Here is a 21,712-nt window from a genome sequence, read left to right as displayed (position 1 = left end):
ATCTGCACGCATGGATCAATCGACTATGGGCGCTCTGTGGCAAACCGATCCGAGCAAGGCTGAAGTCAACAACGACAGCCCGTCCACCGCGCCTTTGTCGAAAAACAAACCGCCGCCCCGCCTCTGGCGGCGGTTGGGCTGGCTGATTGTGTTGATGGTCGTGGTCGCCGCCGGTTATGCCGCACTTAGGGAAATGCGTAGCGCCCACTGGCAAGCCCGCTTGTTCAGCCAGTGGGCGAGCGATCTGACCTACAGCGTCGGCCCCGGCGCCAGCGACGCCATGGTGTATGCCGGCGCCGGGCCCTTTGACCAGCGCCTGGGCTACAGCGCCCTGGACGAGTTCCTGCCGCGCCTGCTCAAGCGCAACTACGTGATCGCATCCCAGGCGCGCTTCTCCGAGGCGCTGATGAATTACAGCCGCCATGGGCTATTTATTCCCTACGCCGAGAAACTCCAGGCCGGGTTGGCAATCAACGATTGCCGCGCCATGCCGCTGTATCAGTTCAGCTACCCGCCGCAGTTATATGTACGCTTCACCGACGTGCCGCCGCTGCTGGTGCACAGCCTGTTATTCATCGAAAACCGCGAACTGCTGGACCCCGACCCGGCCCAAGCCAACCCGGCCGTGGACTGGCCACGCTTTGCCAAGGCGGCCTGGTCGCAAGTCGCCCGCCAGTTGCACTTGCCCGGGCAGGCGGCCGGCGGCAGTACCCTGGCGACCCAGCTGGAAAAGTACCGTCACTCACCCGAGGGCCTGACCCTATCGGGCAGCGAGAAAATCCGCCAGATGCTGTCCGCCAGCGTGCGCGCCTACCAGCATGGCCCCGACACCCTGGTCGCCCGGCAGAACGTGGTGCGCGACTACCTCAACAGCGTGCCGCTGTCGGCGGTGCCCGGCCATGGCGAAGTACATGGCATGGCCGAAGGGCTGCGGGTGTGGTACGGCGCCGATTTTGCCCAGGTCAACCGGGCGCTGGCGGACACTGGCCAGTCTGCGGCCAGCCTCGCCGCACGGGGCTTGGCCTTGCGCCAGGTACTGTCGTTGATGATTGCCCAGCGCCGGCCTTCCCATTACCTGATCAAGGGCCGCGACGAGCTGGCCCAGCTGACCGACAGCCACCTTCGATTGCTGGCTCATCATCAGATCATTGACGCGGCCCTGCTCAAGGCGGCGCTGGCAGCACAGGTCAGTTTCCGTGACTGGCAACAGCAACCGACGTTGCAACGGGTCGACAGCAACAAAGGCATCAGCGTGGCGCGCAGCCAATTGGCCGGCCTGCTCAACCGCCCGCTGTACGATCTGGATCGCCTTGACCTGGCCGCCACCAGTACCTTGCAAGGCCCCTTGCAGAACCAGCTCACCGACTACCTCAAGCAACTCGCCGACCCGGCCAACGCCGCCAAGCTCGGCCTGCTCGGTGAACGCTTGCTCAGCCCCGCCAGCACTGCGCAGGTGCGCTACAGTTTTACCCTGTTCGAGCGCACCACAGACGGTGCGCGGGTGCGGGTGCAGACCGACAACACCGACCAGCCTTTCGATATCAACGAGGGCAGCAAGCTCGAACTGGGTTCCACCGCCAAGCTGCGGGTGCTCACCACCTACCTGCAGATCATCGCCGAGCTGCACGAGAAGTACGCCGCACTGGCCCCGGCCGCCCTGAAGAAACTCGACATCGCCGAGCAGGACCGTATCAGCCGCTGGGCCGTCGATTACCTGATCCAGACACCAGATAAACCCCTGGCAAAAATGCTCGATGCCGCCCTCGACCGAACCTACTCGGCCAGCCCCTACGAAGGTTTTTTCACCGGCGGCGGCCTGCATCACTTCCGTAATTTTCGCAATGAAGACAACCACCGCAACCCGACCTTGCGTGACGCCCTGCGCGAGTCGATCAACCTGCCCTTCATCCGCCTGATGCGCGACCTGGTGCGCTTCACCACCTACTCTGGGGCCAACAACAGCGCCGCACTGCTCAAGGACGACAGCGACCCGCGCCGTCAGGAATACCTCGCCGGTTTTGCTGACCGTGAAGGTACGACCTACCTGCGCAAGTTCTGGAAGAAGTACCAGAAGAAAGATACCCAGGCGCGCCTCGACACCTTTCTCGACGGCCTGCGCCCCACCCCCATGCGCCTGGCCGCCGTGCACCGCTACCTGTTGCCCGACGCCAGCCAAGACAGCTTCAACCGGTTCGTGCGTGCGCACCTGACCGGAACCAAGACGAATGAAAAACTCAGTGACGAACGCCTGCAAAAACTCTATCGAGATTATGGCCCCGGGGCCTATGACCTGCCGGACCAAGGCTATATCGCCAAGGTTCACCCGCTGGATCTGTGGCTGGTGGGCTACCTGCTCAACCATCCCGAAGCGACGTTCAGTGAGGTGGTCAAGGCCAGCCAGTTCGAACGCCAGGAGGTTTATAGCTGGTTGTTCAAGAGCCGCCATCAGAGCGCCCGTGACAGCCGGATCCGCACCATGCTTGAGGTCGAAGCCTTCCTGGAGATCCACCAGCGCTGGCAGGCCGTCGGCTACCCCTTCGACCATCTGGTGCCGTCCCTGGCCAGCGCCATCGGCAGTTCCGGCGACCGTCCGGCGGCCCTGGCCGAATTGATGGGGATCATCCTCAACGACGGCGTGCGTCTACCGATACTGCGCATCGACAGCCTGCACTTCGGCGCCGGCACGCCCTATGACACCCGCCTGGTCAACGACCCCAACCGCAGCAAGCGCGTGATGCCGTTGGAAGTGGCCCAGGCCCTGCGCGGTGCCCTGTCCCAGGTGGTAGACGCCGGCACAGCCAAGCGCGTAGCCGGCAGTTTCAAACTGGCCGATGGCACGCCCCTGGCCATGGGCGGCAAGACCGGCACCGGCGACAACCGCATCGAAGCCATCGGTGCCGGCGGGCGGATACTCAGCTCCAAGGCGATCAACCGCACCGCCACCTTTGTGTTCTTTATCGGCGACCGCCATTTCGGCACCCTCACTGCGTTCGTACCCGGCAGCTCGGCCCAAGGCTTCACCTTTACCTCGGCATTGCCGGTGCAAGTGCTCAAGGGCATGGCGCCGATGCTGGTGCCGTATCTGGAAACGTCGGGAGAGGCGCTGTGTCACCGGTGATCAAGCGGGCCTCTGTGCATCGAAGATAATGGACGTGCCCGGCTTCCGCGATCACGCCAGCAACTGATCCTCCACCCGCCCTCCTGCCACTTGAGCGACTATCAGTCGCTCAAGCTTGCCAAGATTAAAGATATATCTTAAGTTCTATCTTAACCAAGACGGAGAACTTAAAAGATGAGAGAACACCTTCCTCACGATGGCCGTGACGGCTTCGATAAACGCCCCGGCCGCGGTCCACGCGTATTCGCACCGGGCGACTTGAAACTGCTGCTGCCGGCGCTGATCGCCGAGCAGCCTTGCCATGGCTACGACTTGATTCGCCGAATCGAAAGCCTGTTCGATGGCGCCTATACCCCAAGCCCGGGCGTGATCTACCCGACCCTGACCTTCCTTGAAGAAAGCGAATTGATCAGCGGTGACGCCGAAGGCGGAAAAAAACACTACACAATCACCGACACCGGTCGTCTCTTCTTAAGCGAACAGGCGGTTGCCCTCCAAGGCATTCGCATGCGCATGGAAGTCAGCAAGCGCTCACTGCGTGGCCACGACCGCCCGCCGGAAATCCACGAGGCGGTGCACAACCTGCGTCACGCCCTGCATTCGCACCATGGGCGCTGGAGCCCGGAAGAAATCGTTCGTGTCGCGGCGCTGCTTAACGGCACCGCCCAAGCCATTGTCGACGGGAAAGACCAATGAACACTCAAGCCATCCATCGCGTTACCCACGAAATCAAACGCCGCCGCCTGCAAGTCCTGCGGGTGGTCGACCTCACGCCGCGCATGCGTCGCATCACCTTGGGCGGTCCTGAGTTGGCCGGCTTTGTCAGCCTGGGCAGCGACGACCACATCAAGCTGTTGTTCCCGCAGAACGCCGCCGAACAAGCCGCACTGGAAAGCCCGACGTTCACGATCAAAGGCGACGGCCCGCAACCGGCCATGCGCGATTACACGCCACGACGTTACGATTTGAGCATCGGTGAACTGGATATCGACTTCGTGCTGCACGGCGACGGCCCCGCGTCCACCTGGGCCGAGCAGGCGCAGGTCGGCCAGCACCTGTATATCGGCGGGCCGCGGGGCTCGATGATCGTGCCGGATATCTTCGACAGCTACCTGTTGATTGGCGATGAAACCGCCATCCCGGCCATCGCGCGGCGCCTGGAAGAACTGCCGGCGGGTCGCAAGGTGCTGGCGGTGATAGAAATCGCCGACGCGGCGGAACAGCAAGTGCTGGAGAGCGCTGCGGATGTTGAGACTATTTGGGTGGTGCGCGGCCAGGAAGACCTGCTCGATGTAGTACGCAATCTGACGCCGCCTGGCGGCACGCTGTACAGCTTCGTCGCAACCGAAACCAAGCTGTCACGCCAGATACGGCGCGTGCTGCTGGATACGCACAAGGTCAACGAGGAATTCTTGAAGGCTGTGGGCTACTGGCGGGCCGAGGGTAGCGAAGAAGAATAAATAGCCATGGATATCTACAACATTGGGTAGGCCCTGGACCTGTGGGATGGGGCTTGCCCCCGATGAGCATGGGTATCTATACAACTGCGCCGTAGCGACCATCAGTAACCACGATGCGAAGCGAGTCGCTCTTGATCTGCTTTTGATCTTGATCTTAGGCGCCCCGTTAAACCACGCTGGCCCAAATCCGTGTCGGATTACGGGCACACCGAGCCTGGGCGAGGTGCCGAGTGGTGGGGCATGCGTTTTGCTTACTTTTGCGCTTTTCAAAAGTGAGCCGCTGTAAAAGCGGAACCCTAAGTGGCCGTTACCGCAGCAATGGATATGTACTCGCTCTGATCCAACATACTGGTCGGCCCTGAGGCCGCCATCGGGAGCAAGCCCCCTCCCACAGGTACAGCGCCATACCAGAAGTTGTGTAGATACCTATGCCCCGATGAGGAAGTATCAGTAAATACATCCAAGGCTGACCCACCGCCATCGGGGGCAAGTCGAATCAGCTATATCAGTTGGAGTGCGCCCGGCCCAGGCGTTTATCCAGCCCTACCACCACCAACGCCACCAGCACAAACCCCGCCAATAGTCCCCCGGCATTCACAAACACCTGTGGGTAACCCAGAGTCAGCACATCAATGAACGGGTACTGATACTGCCCGAGTAAATCCCCGCGCAGCAGTGCATAACCGAAGTACACCAATGGGTAGATCACCCAGGCGCCAATATGCCTGAAACGCAGCTGCCCCTTGGGCACGCACTGCCACCAATAAATCACAAACAGCAACGGCATCACGTCATGCAGCAATTCATCCGCAATAAATTGAAAGCCTTCGGGGCTCCACAAATGCCGCAACAGCAGGTTGTACGCCAGGCTCACCACAATGATGCTCACGGCGATTGCGCTGCTGACCACCGGCGCCAGGAAAAAGCGTTTCATCGCTGAGTCGCGCTTGACCCCTGCATAACTGAGCACCACCACCGCCAGGGTGTTGGTCAGCACCGTAAAGAAACTGAAAAAGCTGATCAGCCCGCCCAGCAGGCTGGCATCGATAATCCAGCGTGAATAGAAGATCAGGTATTGCTGGATCGCCAGCCCCACCCAACCGGCCAGCGCCGCTGCCGCCACAAAGCGCTTCATGGCCTCAATCCAGCGGGCGTTTGGTACGCATCAGCTTGACGTAAAGGCTTTCGACTTTCTCCCGCGCCCACGGGGTCTTACGCAGGAAGGTCAGGCTCGACTTGATGCTCGGGTCGCTCTTGAAGCAACGGATATCAATGCGCTCGGCCAGGCCGCTCCACTCATAATGCTCCACCAGGGTAGTGAGCACGTGTTGCAGGGTCACACCGTGAAGCGGGTCGTTGCTTGTCGCGGTCATGCCGGGCCTTTTGCAAATAGAGGAAACACAGCCGCGCACCTTAGCCGACGAGGCGTACAGGTGGAAGCATGGCATTTAATAATAGCCAGCAAGAAAAAGGCAGCCTCGGCGCCGGGGAGTTGCGCTGCGGCGGCACCGACACCACTTGCAGCAGCGCGGGGTATGACTTCAATTATGCCAGTTTGATCCTGCGCGACATCGCGCCTGCACCGGGGCATAGTGTGCAGTCCTGACCAATACAGCAAATCCTCTGTGGGAGGGGGCTTGCCCCCGATGGCGGTGGGTCAGACATAAATAGATCGACTGACCGCTATCGGGAGCAAGCCCCTCCCCCTTCGATTTTGCAGCGACACTCAGTCACTGTTACAAAAACTGAAATGATGCATCTTGCGATTCACCCTTTCTCAAAACGTCCCGCCGCATTATCCTTTGCAACAATCTGAAACGCTTCACCTCCTGGTCAATCCCCTTTGCCAATTTTACCTATACGCAAAGACAGCGCTGTCTTACCTCGACCAGCGCTGGAGGGGTTATTGCCCGCCTGTGGATAACTCAGTTATCCACAGAAAAAACCAAAAATAACGATGAACCAAGCCCGAGCTGAATCGTCATCTACAGTGAGTGAAGCACGGGGTTACATAATTATTCCAACGTCACGGAGAAACACACTATGAGCACTGATGGTGCTTCAAGCCCAAGCCGCCTGCTGCCCAGGCTGCTGGGGATCTTGCTGCTGATCATGGGTCTGGCCTTGCTGGCCGGTGGCGTCAAGCTGAGCATGCTCGGCGGGTCGCTGTACTACCTGCTGGCCGGTATCGGCATCGCCTTGACCGGCGTGTTGCTGCTCGCCACCCGCCGCGCCGCCCTGGGCCTGTACGCACTGGTGTTGTTCGCCAGCACCGTGTGGGCACTGTGGGAAGTCGGCCTGGACTGGTGGCAACTGGTGCCGCGCCTGGCGCTGCTGTTCGCCCTGGGCATCGTCATGTTGCTGCCGTGGTTTCGCCGTCCGTTGTTGCGTGGCCAAGCCGCGCCGCTGGGCACTGGCGCGCTGAGCGTAGCCGTGGTGCTGGCCGGTGCTACCGCCCTGGCCAGCCAGTTCACCAACCCAGGTGAAATGGTCAAGACCGGCCAATTGGACCGCGACGCGGTGCCGGGCATGGCCAGCGCTGCACCGGCCCAGGCTGATGGCGACTGGAATTCCTATGGCCGTTCCGCCCACGGTGATCGTTATTCGCCACTGGCGCAGATCACCCCGGAAAATGCGCATAAGCTGGTACCCGCGTGGACCTTCCGTACCGGCGACATCCCTGGCCCAGGCGATCCCGGTGAAACCACCGCGGAAAACACCCCGCTGAAAGTCAACGGCATGCTTTACGTGTGCACACCGCACAGCCAAGTGATTGCCCTGGACCCGGACACCGGCAAGGAAATCTGGCGTTTCGACCCGAAGATCACCACCCAGGGTGCTGAAAGCTTCAAGGGTTGGGCGCACATGACTTGCCGTGGCGTGTCGTACCACGATGACGCTGCCTACGCTTCCGAGCAGAGCCCCACCGGCAGCGCCAGCCCGGCTGCCGCGCCGAATGCCTGCCCAAAACGCATCTTCGTCCCTACTGCTGACACTCGCCTGATCGCCCTGAACGCCGACACCGGCAAGATGTGCGAAGACTTCGGTGACAAAGGCCAGGTCGACCTGCGTGCCAACATCGGCAGCTTCGCCCCGGGCGGTTACTACTCCACCTCGCCACCGGCCGTGACCAAGAACCTGGTGGTGATCGGCGGTCATGTGACCGACAACGTTTCCATCGACGAACCAAGCGGCGTGATCCGTGCGTTCGACGTGCACACCGGCAAACTGGTGTGGAACTGGGACAGCGGCAACCCGGACGACACCACCCCGTTGGCCGAGGGCAAGACTTACACCCGCAACTCGCCGAACATGTGGTCCATGTTCGCCGTGGATGAAAAACTCGGCATGCTCTACCTGCCGATGGGCAACCAGATGCCCGACCAGTACGGCGGCGACCGTACCGACGATTCGGAAAAATACGCCGCTGGCCTGACCGCCCTGGACATCGACACCGGCCACGTGAAGTGGACCTTCCAGTTCACCCACCACGACCTGTGGGACATGGACGTCGGCGGCCAGCCTTCGCTGATCGACATCAAGACCGAAGCCGGCGTCAAGCAGGCCGTGATGGCGTCGACCAAGCAAGGCAGCATCTACGTGCTGGACCGCGCTACCGGCCAGCCGGTGGTGCCAATCCACGAAGTTGCCGTACCCCAAGGCGCAGTGGCGGGCGACCGTACCTCCCCTACCCAGCCCAAGTCCGACCTGAACTTCATGCCGCCGCCGTTGAAAGAACGCGACATGTGGGGCGTTACGCCGTTCGACCAACTGATCTGCCGGATCGACTTCAAGTCGATGCGCTACGACGGCCCGTTCACCCCGCCATCGCTGCAAGGCTCGATCGTTTACCCGGGTAACTTCGGTGTGTTCGACTGGGGCGGCATCTCGGTGGATCCGGTCCGCCAGATCGCCTTCGTGAACCCGAGCTACATGGCGTTCAAATCGAAGCTGATCCCGGCTGCCGACATCGCCAAGCAAGGCCCACGCGTCAGCGAAACCGAAGGCGTACAGCCGAACAAAGGCGCGCCGTACGGCGTGATCCTCGAAGCGCTGCTGTCACCGATGGGTCTGCCGTGCCAGGCACCAGCGTGGGGCTACGTGGCAGCGGTCGACCTGACCAACCACCAGACCATCTGGATGCACAAGAACGGCACCGTGCGTGACAGCTCGCCGGTTCCGATCCCGCTGACCATGGGTGTGCCGAGCCTGGGCGGTACGTTCACCACCGCCGGTGGCGTCGCGTTCCTCAGCGGCACCCTCGACCAGTACCTGCGTGCCTATGACGTGAAAAACGGCAAGCAACTGTGGGAAGGCCGCCTGCCTGCAGGCGCGCAAACCACACCGATGACCTACACCGGCAAGGACGGCAAGCAATACGTGCTGGTCATGGCTGGCGGTCATGGTTCCCTGGGTACCAAACAGGGTGACTATGTGATGGCGTTCAAACTGCCGGATTAAGTGGAACCGGCGGTAAAACAAAGGCGGCTACCTGATGGGTAGCCGCTTTTTTTTCGTCTGACAAAAATTAACGATCGTTAAAGCGCGATTCATCAGCCGGCTAAAAAACCGGCGGTTCAAGAAAAGTCCTATCGGTCCCCTGCGCCCTTAAAACTAATTTAGTGCACACGCCCTGCGTACCCTATACGCACACTGATAAAACTTTAAAGGGAGCTTTTGAACATGATGGACCATGCTGCGACAAAACCAACCACGTCCAAATCAGCAAAAATTATAGAACTTGAATACCTCGACACTTTAAGTCTGAAACAACTGATCAGTGGAGAAGTACTTGCCATCCGAATACCTGAGTTTGCGAACGCCAAAACCAGCGAGCGGTTAAATCAAATCATCGGTGAGGCCGACACGCTGGAACAATACAGCCATGAAACCTACGAGGATGGCCACGTCGTACAACACTTCTATGGCGTGCATCGCTGGGGCACCCCGTTCAACTCCACCTACGGCAAGGCTGCCGGCAGCGATGCCCAAGCCAAATATTATGCTGACGCGGCCCATATGCGCAGGGTGATCGACAGCATCTGCGCCCCTGAAAAACCGCCCATTCAACACCTGATGGACCAGCTCCAGGAGATCTGGCCGCAAGGCGCAGTCGCTGCGGCTTTTCAAGGCCAACCGATGTTCAGCGGAATTATCCGCGCCATGTTTCCCGAGACCGCGCACCTCTCGGAAACGGTTCCCCATGTTGATTGCCTCCCCCTGTCGATCGCGGAACTGGAACACCAATTCAGCGCCAATATTTATCTGGAAACGCCGCCGTCAGGCGGAGAGTTGATCATCTGGGATACCGAAGCCTTTGCCTATGACGAGGTCAAGCGTTTCGAAGGAGCCCAACTGCCCGAGGACCGTTTGCAGAAGCCGTTGCGTATCCAACCGCGCAACAACGAATTGGTGATCATCAATACCCGCCGGCCCCACGCCATTTGCGGATTCGAGTCGGGGAAACGTATCAGCATGCAGTCGTTTATCGGCTATACCGCTGGCGAACCGTTTTATTTCTGGTGCTGATACTTTTAACCCGCTTGCAAATGGATATTTTTTTATGACTCCCGAAGAATTCCGTCGCCATGGCTACGCCATGATCGATCTGATCGCAGACTATCGACAAAACATCGAGCAACGCGGCGTGCAGCCCACGACTGTTCCTGGCGAAATCAAAGCCGCTCTGCCGGTGAGCCCGCCTGAAAGCGCCGAACCCTTTGAACAGATCATGGGTGATGTGGAAAAACTGATCATGCCCGGGCTGCTGCACTGGCAACATCCGAGTTTTTTCGGATTCTTCCCCTCCAACGTGGAACTGTCTTCGGTACTGGGCGATTGCCTGAGCACCGGCTTGGGTGTGGTGGGATTGTCTTGGCAATCCAGCCCGGCGCTTACCGAAATTGAAGAAGTGACCACCGATTGGCTGCGTGACATGATCGGCCTGAGCCGCGAATGGAGCGGCGTGATCCAGGATTCCGCATCCATCTCCACCTTAGTGGCACTCATCAGCGCCAGGGAACGCAGCTCCCAGTACGCGCTGATGCATGACGGCCTGCAAGACCGCGGCGCGCCCCTGATCGTCTACACCTCAGCCCACGCCCATAGTTCAGTGAACAAGGCGGCTATTCTCGCCGGATTCGGCCAGAACAATATCCGCACGGTCGCCACTGACGAACGCAACGCCATGTCGCCCCAGGCATTAGCGCAAGCCATCGAGCAGGACCTGGCCGCCGGCAACCGCCCCTGCGTGGTGATTGCCACCACCGGGACCACGGCCGCCATGGCGATCGACCCCCTGGATGCGATTGGCGAACTGACCCAACGCCATGGCTTGTGGCTGCATGTCGACTCGGCCATGGCCGGCGCTGCGATGATCCTGCCGGAATGCCGGGCGCTGTGGCGTGGTATCGAAAACGCCGACTCCATGGTCCTCAACCCGCATAAATGGCTGGGCGCGGCCTTCGATTGCTCGGTGTACTACGTTCGCGACCCCGAGCATCTGATTCGCATCATGACCACCAACCCGAGTTACCTGCAGTCCAACGCCGACGGCCAGGTTAGAAACTACCGCGATTGGCGAATTTCCCTGGGCAGCCGCTTCCGCGCCCTGAAGCTGTGGTTCCTGATCCGCGAGCAAGGCGTCAGCGGCCTGCAAGCGCGGCTGCGGCGAGACCTGGCCAATGCACGTTGGCTGGCCGAGCAGATTGAAGGCAGTGCGCATTGGAAACTGGTGGCCGCACCGGCACTGCAAACCCTGTGCATTCGCCATGAACCGCCAGGGTTGAACGGCGAAGCGCTGGATAAGCACACCCGCGCCTGGGCAGAAGAGCTCAACCAGTCAGGCCGTGCCTACGTCACCCCTGCGATCCTCGATGACCGCTGGATGGTGCGCGTATCCATCGGCGCGCTGGGCACCGAACGCCAGCATGTCGAAGGGTTATGGGCGCTATTGCAGTCCCTGGTGACTGAGATGCCTGCTAAGTAGGCATCCGTTCACGCCTCATCCACATCTCAAACGCCATGGCATTCAAGGGCCGGCTGATCAGGTAGCCCTGGGCTGTGTCGCATTTCCAGCGTTTGAGCAGGGTGAGGCTGTGCTCGAATTCCACGCCTTCGGCCACCACCTTGAGGCCCAGGTTATGGCTCATCTCGATGGTGGAACGCACGATCACCCCATCGCCGCTGGTGCTGTCGAGGTTGCGCACAAAAGACTGGTCTATCTTCAACTCCTGCACTGGCAGGCGCTGCAATTGGGCGAGGGATGAGTAACCGGTGCCGAAATCATCCACCGACAGGCTGATCCCGCAGTCGCGCAGTTGCTCCAGTACGCTGAGAGCTTGCTGTGGGTTGTGCATGATCGCGCTTTCGGTAATCTCGAAAATCAAGTGCTCGGCCGCCACGCGGTATTGAGCCAATAGCGCAGTGACGCGAATGGCCAAGTCGTCATCGGCCAAGTCGTTTACGGAAATATTCACCGACAGCTGGATAACCAGTCCACGCTGCGCCCATTCGGCGATCTGGCGGATAGCCTCTTCGATCACCCACAACGTCAGCCCGCCCATGCTGCCAGTGCGTTCGGCCAGAGGAATGAACTCATTGGGTAACACCTGCCCAAGGGTCGGATGTTGCCAACGCAGCAAGGCTTCGGCCTGGTCGACATGGCCGTGCGTGAGGTCGAGTTTGGGCTGGTAGCACAGGAACAGTTCGCCCTCCACCACCGCACGGCGCAGATCGCGGATCAGGGTGATCTGGCGCTGGTGAGCAAGGTCGCGATCAGGCTGGTAGATCTGCAAATGTCCCGGCAGGTTGGCCGCGTCATGCCGGGCGATGGCCGCGCGACTGATCAGCTCTTCCACCTGCTGCCCGTGTGCGGGGTAGGCGGCAATGCCGATGCTCACTTCATGGCGCACTTCGTCGTTGCCGATGCGCTGGGGCTCGGTCAGTAGCCCATAGAGACGATCGGCGCGGGACACGGCGCAGTCGACCCCGGTGTTCTCCAGCAACAGCAAAAACTCACTACCGGCGATGCGTGCCGCAGTGTCGCTGGCCAGCAGGCTCATGGACAAGCAACGACTGGCTTCGCACAACATATCCTCGACGCCTTGGGGGCCGAAGCCTTCATTGATGACCCGATAGTTTTCAATCCCCAGGTACAGTAACACCACTGGCCTGCGTGCGCTGATCGCACTGCCCAGGCGCTCCATGGCCAGGGCACGATTGGGCAGGCCGGTGAGCGGGTCATGCAAGGCATTATGGGCCAACTGCCGTTCGCGCATGGCGATGCCGCTTTGCATGGCATTGAAGGCCCGGGCCAGCAAACCGAATTCATCGTGACTGCGTACCCGTACCGGCGTGCGGTAGTCACCGGCACCGATGCGTTCAGCGGCCTGCACCAATGCATTGAGCGGGCGTGAGACACGCCGTGCAAGGAACAACGCCGCCGCCAGCGAGACCAGCAGTACCGCCAGGGCGATCCCGAGGAATTGTCGGTCCAGCGGCGCAAAGGATTCCAGGGCATGGTCCAGGGGGCGTTGCAGCAGCACCCGCACCTCGTCGCCCTCACCGCTGTTGGCCAGGGATAACACCTGGCTGAGCACGCGCTGGCCATGGAAAGGGTGGATGTGCCCGTCGGGATTGGTGGATGGACCATGCAGGAGGCCGATGATACTCGGCTGGAAAATGCCCGGCTGGGTGCTGAAAAGTTGCCCCACAAGGCCGTCCTGCACGCTGAGGAACGACACCTCAAGGTTGCTCATGGAGCGCAGTTCATAGGCAAATTGCGTGTCCATGGGAAAGCCCATGATCACCCGGGCGACAGGTGCAGGGCCGAGCACCTCTTTTTGCACCAGCAAATAGGGACGCCCGGCCATGGCAACTATCAACATCTGCTGGCCGCTGCGCCGCGCCTTGCGCAAGGCATCGGCATAGGGGAAGGATTGGCCTTGACTCAGTACCGGCAAGGTACTGACCGTGACTTTGTCATCCAGGCCCAGCACAAACACTTCGCTGGAACTGACACCGTTACTATGTCGTCCCAGGGCCTTCAGGATCGGTACAGTTGCGCCAGCAGCCACAGCCCGCTTGAACGGGCCATCGGTGGTCAGCCAATCCAACCCGTATTGCAAGCGGCGCCCGCGCAGGTCCAGCAGGCGCTCGAATACTTGCCGCCCAGTGTCCAACTGCACCTCGGCCTGGTTCTCCACCGCGCGGGTGGTGGCGGCCTTGACGGCAAAATAGGTGCCGCACACGACCCCCAGCAGCAACAATGCAAGCACCCCCGCGATGCGGGTTTGAAAGGTGTGGCGCCACTGCATCGCCGCGCCCGCGGGCAGCATTCGTCGCTCTGTGCTGTACCTGACTTTTGTCATACGCGTCCCTGCCGACCGCTAGGCTGGCGTCAAAAAAACGTCCATTCTCATGCAGTACTTTGCTAAAGCAGATTAGCTGGGACTATGGATAAGTAAAACCAATAAACACTGGGCGCGCGCCGCCATATTATTGACACTCCAGCCATTGGGCTCGCACACTGCCAGGCACGCGCAGTTCAGAATATCGCAGGCGCCATTCCGGACATTTCATGCAATATGTTGCTAATGCACCCGCACCATTGAAACCACCGCAACCCCGCCCCATCTAACCTGCATACTTCCTTATGCAGGTGCCCCATGAGCGACCAGCAAGACGTCCCTGATTACGACCTCAACGACTACGCCGATCCCGAAAACGCTGAAACCGCCTCGTCCAACACCGGCCTGGCCCTGCCAGGGCAAAACCTGCCGGACAAGGTCTACATCATCCCGATCCACAATCGGCCGTTTTTCCCGGCACAAGTGTTGCCGGTGATCGTTAATGAAGAGCCCTGGGCCGAGACCCTGGAGCTGGTGAGCAAATCCGACCATCACTCTCTTGCCCTGTTTTTCATGGACACGCCGCCCGAAGACCCACGGCATTTCGACACCTCGGCCCTGCCGCTGTACGGCACCCTGGTCAAGGTGCACCACGCCAGCCGCGAGAACGGCAAGCTGCAATTCGTGGCCCAGGGCCTGACCCGCGTGCGCATCAAGACCTGGCTCAAGCATCATCGTCCACCCTACCTGGTGGAAGTCGAATACCCGCACCAGCCCAGCGAGCCGACCGACGAGGTCAAGGCCTATGGCATGGCGCTGATCAATGCGATCAAGGAACTGCTGCCCCTCAACCCGCTGTACAGCGAAGAGTTGAAGAACTACCTCAACCGCTTCAGCCCCAATGACCCATCGCCGCTTACCGATTTCGCCGCCGCGCTGACCTCGGCGACCGGCAACGAGTTGCAGGAGGTGCTGGACTGCGTGCCCATGCTCAAGCGCATGGAAAAAGTCTTGCCGATGCTGCGCAAGGAAGTCGAAGTTGCGCGCCTGCAAAAAGAACTCTCCGCCGAAGTGAACCGCAAGATCGGCGAGCACCAGCGCGAGTTCTTCCTCAAGGAACAACTCAAGGTCATCCAGCAGGAGCTGGGCCTGACCAAGGACGACCGCAGCGCCGACGTCGAGCAGTTCGAGCAGCGCCTGGAAGGCAAGGTGCTGCCGGCCCAGGCGAAAAAGCGCATCGATGAAGAACTGAACAAGCTATCGATTCTCGAGACCGGTTCGCCGGAATACGCAGTGACGCGCAACTACCTGGACTGGGCCACCTCGGTACCGTGGGGCGTGTACGGCGCGGACAAGCTCGACCTCAAGCATGCGCGCAAGGTGCTGGACAAGCACCACGCAGGACTGGACGACATCAAGAGCCGCATCCTCGAATTCCTCGCCGTCGGCGCCTATAAAGGCGAAGTCGCCGGCTCCATTGTGCTGCTGGTGGGCCCGCCGGGCGTGGGCAAGACCAGCGTGGGTAAATCCATCGCCGAATCCCTGGGCCGACCGTTCTACCGTTTCAGCGTCGGCGGCATGCGCGACGAGGCCGAGATCAAGGGCCACCGCCGCACCTACATAGGCGCACTGCCCGGCAAGCTGGTGCAGGCGTTGAAAGACGTGGAAGTCATGAACCCGGTGATCATGCTCGATGAGATCGACAAGATGGGCCAGAGCTTCCAGGGCGACCCGGCGTCGGCGCTGCTGGAAACCCTGGACCCTGAGCAGAACGTCGAATTCCTCGACCACTACCTGGACCTGCGCCTGGACCTGTCCAAAGTGCTGTTCGTGTGTACCGCCAACACCCTCGATTCGATCCCAGGCCCGTTGCTCGACCGTATGGAAGTGATTCGCCTGTCGGGCTATATCACCGAAGAAAAAGTCGCCATCGCCAAGCGCCACCTGTGGCCCAAACAGTTGGAAAAAGCCGGCGTGGCCAAAAACAGCCTGACCATCAGCGACGGCGCCTTGCGTGCGTTGATCGACGGTTATGCGCGGGAAGCCGGCGTGCGCCAGTTGGAAAAACAACTGGGCAAACTGGTGCGCAAGGCGGTGGTCAAGCTGCTGGATGAGCCCGACCGCGTGATCAAGATCGGCAACAAGGACCTGGAAAGCTCCCTGGGCATGCCGGTGTTCCGTAACGAGCAAGTCTTGTCCGGCACCGGCGTGATTACCGGCCTGGCCTGGACCAGCATGGGCGGCGCTACGTTGCCGATTGAGGCGACGCGGATCCACACGCTCAATCGCGGCTTCAAGCTCACCGGACAGTTGGGTGAGGTGATGAAGGAGTCCGCCGAAATCGCCTACAGCTACATCAGCTCGAACCTGAAGTCATTTGGCGGTGATCCGAAGTTCTTCGACGAAGCCTTCGTGCACTTGCACGTACCGGAAGGCGCCACGCCGAAAGACGGCCCGAGCGCGGGCGTGACCATGGCCAGTGCATTGCTCTCCCTGGCGCGCAACCAACCGCCGAAGAAAGGCGTGGCGATGACCGGTGAACTGACGCTGACCGGGCATGTGCTGCCGATTGGCGGGGTGCGCGAGAAGGTGATTGCGGCGCGGCGCCAGAAAATTCACGAGTTGATCTTGCCGGAGCCGAACCGTGGCAGCTTTGAAGAATTGCCCGATTATCTGAAGGAGGGCATGACGGTGCACTTCGCCAAGCGCTTTGCGGATGTGGCGAAGGTGCTGTTCTGATAGAGCTCTAGCGCCTGAACCGGCCTCATCGGGGGCAAGCCCCCTCCCACAGGGGACCCGCGTCGTGAATGACAACGCGGTCAAATGTGGGAGGGGGCTTGCCCCCGATGGCGTCAGTGGCCGCAACACATATCCTGCTTGTCACACCCTGTCTCATCTTCGGTTATGCTCGCCCTTCGTCGTGTATAAACGGAGCCCCCATGACCGCTGCCCGCCTGCTTCTCCCCTTGAGCCTTGCCCTGCTGGCCGCTTGCGCCAGTGCTCCCAAGCAAAACATCAGCGTGGAAAACCAGAGCAGTTGCCCAATCCTGCTTAAAACCGGACAAAACCTGATTCTCACCCTGCCAAGCAACCCCACCACCGGTTATCGCTGGGCCATCCAGGATTCCGCTGGCGGTGTACTGCGTGCCTTGAGCCCCGAGGTCTACAGCAGCAGCGAATCCGGTGTGATCGGCGGTGGCGGGCAGTCCACCTGGCGCTTCCAGGCGTTTGCCGCGGGCAAGGGCCGTTTGCGACTGACCTCCCAGCAACCTTGGGAGCCGGAAGCCGAGCCCGTCGAAACCTTTGACTGCGCCATTACGGTGAACTGATATGCCATGGCTGATCCTTGCCTTGATGGGCGCCGGCACCTTCATCTACGGCCTGGCGACCCATGCGACGCTGCTGTGCCTGCTGGTCAAGCCGCTGCCGGTACTGGCGTTGCTGGGTTGGCTGCATGACGCACCGCCCACTGACTATCGGCGCTGGATCAGCCTGGGGCTGATTTTTTCCCTGGTGGGCGATGTACTGCTCGCCTGGCCGGGGGACCTGTTCATCTTCGGCCTGGGCGCATTCCTGTGCGCGCACCTGGCCTATCTCAAAGCCTATCTCAGTGATTGCCGGCGCCTGGCGGTGCTGGCGCTGATGCTGGCCCTCGGCGTCGGGACGATCCTGTTGAGTGTTCTGATTGCCCATGGCCTGGGCGACCTGTTGGTACCGGTAGTGGTTTACGCGCTGGTGATCAGCGCCATGCTCTGGCGTGCATTGGCGCGCTTGGGCAGCGCTGTGCCGAAACGCTCGGCACTGCTGGCGGCGGCGGGTGCAGTGTCGTTTGTGTTTTCCGACACGTTGATCGGTATCAATCGGTTTGTACTGGCGTTCGATGCGGCCCCCTATCTGCTGATCACCACCTATTGGCTCGGGCAATGGGGCATCACCGCCTCTGCTTTCCATCAGACAACCCGCGCATCCGAAGACCAACTTGGCTAAAATGCCGGCCTTTCCCCCATCGTCGCCGGAACAGCCGTGAGCAAAGAACCCGATCGCCTATTCGCCCAGCCCCTGCCCCAGGTGCCGGACTTCGCCTTTAACGAGGATGTGGTGCGGGTGTTCCCGGACATGATCAAGCGCTCGGTGCCGGGTTACCCGACCATCGTCGAGAACCTCGGCGTGCTGGCCGCGCAATTTGCCCAACCCAACAGTGTGTTGTATGACCTGGGTTCATCCCTGGGTGCCGTCACTCAGGCCCTGCGTCGCCATGTACGCACCGATGGCTGCCGGGTCATCGCTGTGGATAACTCGGCGGCGATGGTCGAGCGCTGCCGGGAATACCTCAATGGCCAGGACTCGATGTTCCAGGAGCTGCTGCCGGTCGAGGTGATCGAGGGCGATATTCTCGCCCTGCAGTTCCAGCCCGCCTCGGTGGTGGCGCTGAACTTCACCCTGCAATTTGTCGTCCCTGACGAACGCCTGGCGTTGCTAGGGCGTATCCGCCAATCGTTGCTGCCGGGCGGGGCGTTGATTCTTTCGGAAAAGCTGCGCTTCAACGATGTCGAAGAACACGCACTGCTGACCGACCTGCATATCGCGTTCAAACGCGCCAACGGCTACAGCGAACTGGAAATCGCCCAGAAGCGCAGCGCCATCGAAAACGTCATGAAGCCCGACAGCCTCGAAGAACACCGCGAACGCCTGCTGGCGGCGGGGTTCTCGAAAGTCGTGCCGTGGTTCCAGTGTCTTAACTTTGCCTCGTTGATTGCCTTGCCATGATTGATTTGTCCCCCCTCGCCCGCCACCTGGTCGGCACTCCCTTGGCCGTGTGGGCCCAAGGTCTGCAAGCGCAGCTCGATAGCAAGATGGAAAAGGGCCACGGCGATCTGGAACGATGGCAGAGCGCGCTGGATGCGCTGCCGCAGATCCAGCCCAGCGAAGTCGACCTGCTCCATGGCCTGGTGCTGGATACCGACTGCGACGACGCCACCCGTGCGCAAATGCACACCGCCCTGATGGGCCTGAGCCCCTGGCGCAAAGGCCCATTCCACCTGTTCGGCGTGCATGTTGATACCGAATGGCGTTCGGACTGGAAGTGGTCGCGGGTCGCGCCGCACCTGGACCTGAACGGCAAGCGCATCCTCGATGTCGGTTGCGGCAACGGGTACTACATGTGGCGCATGCTCGGCGCCGGGGCCGACAGCGTGATTGGCGTAGACCCGAACTGGTTGTTCTTCTGCCAGTTCCAGGCGGTGCAGCGTTACCTGTCCGAGCCCCGGGCCTGGCACCTGCCATTCCCGTTCGAAGATTTGCCGGCGAACCTGGAAGGCTTTGATACGGTGTTTTCCATGGGCGTGTTCTACCACCGCCGCTCGCCCATCGAGCATTTGCTGGCGTTGAAAGACACCTTGGTCAAGGGCGGCGAACTGGTTCTGGAAACCCTGGTGGTGGAAGGCGATCAGCAGCAGGTACTGGTGCCGGAAGATCGCTACGCACAGATGCGTAACGTGTGGTTCCTGCCCTCGGTGCCGGCGTTGATGCTGTGGCTGCGCCGTGCCGGATTCAGTGAGGTGAGGTGCGTAGATGTGAGCGTGACCACGGTTGAGGAACAGCGTGGGACGGAGTGGATGAAGTACCAGTCCCTGAGTGACTTCCTCGATCCAGAGGATCACAGCAAGACCATCGAGGGGCTGCCGGCGCCGATGCGGGCGGTGATCATCGCCAAGAAGTAATCACTGAATAGATGAAGATCCAAATGTGGGAGGGGGCTTGCTCCCGATAGCAGAGTGTCAGCCACCACATTTATGGCTGATACACCGCTATCGGGAGCAAGCCCCCTCCCACATTTTTGTCCTCAGTGTTCTTTAGAGTGGTGGCTTGGCCCGGCGAGCCTTGAAGAACTCACTCAACACCATGCCGCACTCCTCGGCCAGCACGCCGCCTTCAAACAGCACTTTATGGTTGAGAAAGCCCTGGGTAAAAAACTGCCCCTGACTCTGCACGATCCCGGCCTTGGGCTCCAGTGCGCCGTACACCACCCTTGCGATGCGCGAATGCACGATCAACCCGGCGCACATGCTGCACGGCTCCAGGGTCACATACAGCGTGCTGCCCACCAGGCGATAGTTACTGATCGCCTGGGCGGCAGCGCGGATCGCGACCATTTCGGCATGGGCGCTGGGGTCGTTGCCGCTGATCGGGCAATTGAAGCCGCGCCCGATGATTTCACCGTCCTGCACCAGCACCGCACCTACCGGCACTTCGCCCAACGCCGCTCCTTGGGCAGCAAGGGCAAGGGCTTCGCGCATGAAATCCTGGTCGCGGCTGCGATCGATAATCGCCGCGGGGCGAATCTGGCGCATCACACCACCTCGATGGCGGCCATCAGGCCGGTTTCCATATGGTCGATCACATGGCAATGGAACATCCACACCCCCGGGTTATCCGCCACCAACGCCACACGGGCGCGTTCGTTCTTGCCCAGCAGGTAGGTGTCGGTGAAATACGGAATCACCTTGTGGCGGTTCGAAGCGATCACCTTGAAGCTCATGCCGTGCAAGTGGATCGGGTGCTGGTACTGAGTCATGTTCTTCAATTCGAAGATGTAGCTCTTGCCCTTCTCAAGCTTGGCAATCGGGCGGTCGGCGCAGGTCTTGTCGGTGATGTCCCAGGCCTGGCCGTTGATCTGCCACAGGCTTGGCGGCTTGCCGTTGTCGACGTTGACCGACACCGAACCGACCCATTCGAAATTGAAGTTGAGTTTCTCCGCATTGGCCAGGTCCGGCTCGGCAATCGGATTAGCCGGTAATGCCGGAGGCCATTGGGTGGGCGCGTCGGTATTGGCGACCGAACGGAAGGTGCCAAGGCGCACCGGGCCGTTGCGGATCGACAATTCTTCACCCGCCGGCGGTGCCTTAATCGCCAGGCAGATACGCATGCCCGGGCCCAGCCAGTATTCCTTGCCCAACGGGCGCGGCTCGATGGGGTTGCCATCCAGCGCGTAGATCTGCGCTTCGACGCCGGGGATGTTAAGACGATAGGTCAGGGTGTTGTCGAGGTTGAGCAGGCGCACCCGGGTAATCTGCCCGGCGGGGAGATCGACGACCGCCTGGGACACCCCGTTGATTGTCGACAAGCGCCCCGCCGTACCGCCACGCGCTGCTTCACGGGGGATGCTGAAGGCGACGAAGGCGCCCTCTTCGTCCACATGCCAGCTTTTCAGGCTGAGGGTGCGCTCGTAGTTGAAACCGGTGGGCTCGCGCTCTTCGATGATCAGCGGGCCGACCAGGCCACGGCCGAGTTCTTCGCTGCTGTTCACATGGGGGTGATACCAGTAGCTACCGGCGTCGGGCACACGGAATTGGTAGTCGAAGTATTCGCCTGGCAATACCGGCAACTGCGAGACGTAGGGCACGCCGTCCATTTCCAGCGGCAGGCGGATGCCATGCCAGTGAATGGTGGTGGCAACCGGCAGGTGGTTGATGAAGCGTACCCGCAGCCATTCGCCTTGGCGCACACGCAGCTCGGTGCCAGGCGCCGAAGGGCCGAATGCCCAAGCCTCGGTCTTATGGCCCGGCACCAGCTCCACATCCAGGGGCGCGGCAATCAGTTGGTAATCGCTTCCTGCGTTGGCATCGGCAACCTTGCCCAGCCAGTAGCGGTAGGCGCCACCAGCACCCACACCGACTACTGCCAGGCCGGCAAGGCCACCGAGGATCTGTCGACGGGAAAACGATTGGGACACAACAACCTCACGTATTTGCCGCAGGCACGGGGCCTGCAAAGGGCAGATACGA

The 21,712-nt window shown here is 60.9% G+C and carries 17 protein-coding genes; 12 read left to right on the top strand and 5 right to left on the bottom strand.

What is annotated here, in order from left to right; genetic code table 11:
- Positions 1-25: 25 nt before the first annotated feature.
- From QYQ93_RS06400 to QYQ93_RS06390, 3 genes are all read left to right on the top strand, one after another.
- On the top strand, positions 26-3,118 hold the full coding sequence (locus QYQ93_RS06400; protein WP_338476554.1) for a transglycosylase domain-containing protein: 3,093 nt from the start codon (positions 26-28) through the stop codon (positions 3,116-3,118).
- 174 nt (positions 3,119-3,292) lie between these two features.
- On the top strand, positions 3,293-3,814 hold the full coding sequence (locus QYQ93_RS06395; RefSeq protein WP_338476553.1) for a PadR family transcriptional regulator: 522 nt from the start codon (positions 3,293-3,295) through the stop codon (positions 3,812-3,814).
- Positions 3,811-4,578, top strand: coding sequence for a siderophore-interacting protein (locus QYQ93_RS06390; protein WP_338476552.1), 768 nt, complete (start codon positions 3,811-3,813; stop codon positions 4,576-4,578). The genes QYQ93_RS06395 and QYQ93_RS06390 overlap by 4 nt, the downstream gene beginning before the upstream one ends.
- 505 nt (positions 4,579-5,083) lie before the next feature.
- Here QYQ93_RS06390 and QYQ93_RS06385 read toward each other — a convergent pair.
- Together QYQ93_RS06385 and QYQ93_RS06380 are read right to left on the bottom strand one after the other, a co-directional pair.
- On the bottom strand, positions 5,084-5,713 hold the full coding sequence (locus tag QYQ93_RS06385) for a Pr6Pr family membrane protein (protein ID WP_338476551.1): 630 nt from the start codon (positions 5,711-5,713) through the stop codon (positions 5,084-5,086).
- A gap of 4 nt (positions 5,714-5,717) precedes the next feature.
- Complete coding sequence (locus tag QYQ93_RS06380; RefSeq protein ID WP_043048686.1) at positions 5,718-5,951, bottom strand: VF530 family DNA-binding protein; 234 nt, start codon at positions 5,949-5,951, stop codon at positions 5,718-5,720.
- A gap of 68 nt (positions 5,952-6,019) precedes the next feature.
- Between QYQ93_RS06380 and QYQ93_RS06375 the strand changes: the two genes are divergently transcribed.
- The 4 genes from QYQ93_RS06375 to QYQ93_RS06360 all read left to right on the top strand — a co-directional run bounded on the left by QYQ93_RS06375 (position 6,020) and on the right by QYQ93_RS06360 (position 11,566).
- Positions 6,020-6,184 carry a hypothetical protein gene (locus tag QYQ93_RS06375; RefSeq protein ID WP_161796512.1) on the top strand — a complete coding sequence of 55 codons (165 nt, stop codon included), beginning with the start codon at positions 6,020-6,022 and terminating at the stop codon, positions 6,182-6,184.
- Between the two features lie 437 nt (positions 6,185-6,621).
- The gene (locus QYQ93_RS06370) at positions 6,622-9,039 is read left to right on the top strand and encodes a glucose/quinate/shikimate family membrane-bound PQQ-dependent dehydrogenase (protein WP_043048685.1); all 2,418 of its coding nucleotides are present in this window, start codon (positions 6,622-6,624) and stop codon (positions 9,037-9,039) included.
- 222 nt (positions 9,040-9,261) lie between these two features.
- Positions 9,262-10,107, top strand: a complete 846-nt coding sequence (locus tag QYQ93_RS06365) for a 2OG-Fe(II) oxygenase (protein ID WP_043048684.1) — start codon at positions 9,262-9,264, stop codon at positions 10,105-10,107.
- 34 nt (positions 10,108-10,141) lie between these two features.
- Positions 10,142-11,566 carry a pyridoxal phosphate-dependent decarboxylase family protein gene (locus QYQ93_RS06360; RefSeq protein WP_338476550.1) on the top strand — a complete coding sequence of 475 codons (1,425 nt, stop codon included), beginning with the start codon at positions 10,142-10,144 and terminating at the stop codon, positions 11,564-11,566.
- Here QYQ93_RS06360 and QYQ93_RS06355 read toward each other — a convergent pair.
- Positions 11,559-13,895 carry a putative bifunctional diguanylate cyclase/phosphodiesterase gene (locus tag QYQ93_RS06355; protein WP_338477239.1) on the bottom strand — a complete coding sequence of 779 codons (2,337 nt, stop codon included), beginning with the start codon at positions 13,893-13,895 and terminating at the stop codon, positions 11,559-11,561. The two genes, QYQ93_RS06360 and QYQ93_RS06355, sit on opposite strands and share 8 nt — an antisense overlap.
- 351 nt (positions 13,896-14,246) lie before the next feature.
- Here QYQ93_RS06355 and lon point away from each other — a divergent pair, with 351 nt between their 5' ends.
- From lon to cmoB, 5 genes are all read left to right on the top strand, one after another.
- Positions 14,247-16,667: an endopeptidase La gene (gene lon / locus QYQ93_RS06350; protein ID WP_225923948.1), complete on the top strand. Its 2,421-nt coding sequence runs from the start codon at positions 14,247-14,249 to the stop codon at positions 16,665-16,667.
- 200 nt (positions 16,668-16,867) lie between these two features.
- Positions 16,868-17,257, top strand: a complete 390-nt coding sequence (locus QYQ93_RS06345; protein WP_043048680.1) for a protease inhibitor I42 family protein — start codon at positions 16,868-16,870, stop codon at positions 17,255-17,257.
- 1 nt (position 17,258) lies between these two features.
- Complete coding sequence (locus tag QYQ93_RS06340) at positions 17,259-17,915, top strand: lysoplasmalogenase (RefSeq protein ID WP_043048678.1); 657 nt, start codon at positions 17,259-17,261, stop codon at positions 17,913-17,915.
- A gap of 36 nt (positions 17,916-17,951) precedes the next feature.
- A complete protein-coding gene (gene cmoA, locus QYQ93_RS06335) occupies positions 17,952-18,695 on the top strand; it encodes a carboxy-S-adenosyl-L-methionine synthase CmoA (protein WP_043048677.1) in 744 nt (247 codons plus the stop codon).
- Positions 18,692-19,648 (top strand): tRNA 5-methoxyuridine(34)/uridine 5-oxyacetic acid(34) synthase CmoB, encoded by a 957-nt coding sequence (cmoB, locus tag QYQ93_RS06330; RefSeq protein WP_338476549.1) that lies wholly within the window; start codon positions 18,692-18,694, stop codon positions 19,646-19,648. The genes cmoA and cmoB overlap by 4 nt, the downstream gene beginning before the upstream one ends.
- A gap of 132 nt (positions 19,649-19,780) precedes the next feature.
- Here the strand turns inward: cmoB and tadA are convergent, their stop codons facing one another.
- The gene (tadA, locus tag QYQ93_RS06325) at positions 19,781-20,278 is read right to left on the bottom strand and encodes a tRNA adenosine(34) deaminase TadA (RefSeq protein WP_217880185.1); all 498 of its coding nucleotides are present in this window, start codon (positions 20,276-20,278) and stop codon (positions 19,781-19,783) included.
- Positions 20,278-21,660: a multicopper oxidase family protein gene (locus tag QYQ93_RS06320; protein WP_043048671.1), complete on the bottom strand. Its 1,383-nt coding sequence runs from the start codon at positions 21,658-21,660 to the stop codon at positions 20,278-20,280. The genes tadA and QYQ93_RS06320 overlap by 1 nt, the downstream gene beginning before the upstream one ends.
- Between the last annotated feature and the right edge of the window lie 52 nt (positions 21,661-21,712).

It is taken from the genome of Pseudomonas khavaziana, from assembly GCF_036704165.1.
Lineage (GTDB): Bacteria > Pseudomonadota > Gammaproteobacteria > Pseudomonadales > Pseudomonadaceae > Aquipseudomonas > Aquipseudomonas khavaziana.
The sequence above is the reverse complement of the archived record's forward strand: the minus strand, read 5'-3'. Positions and strand labels throughout refer to the sequence as shown.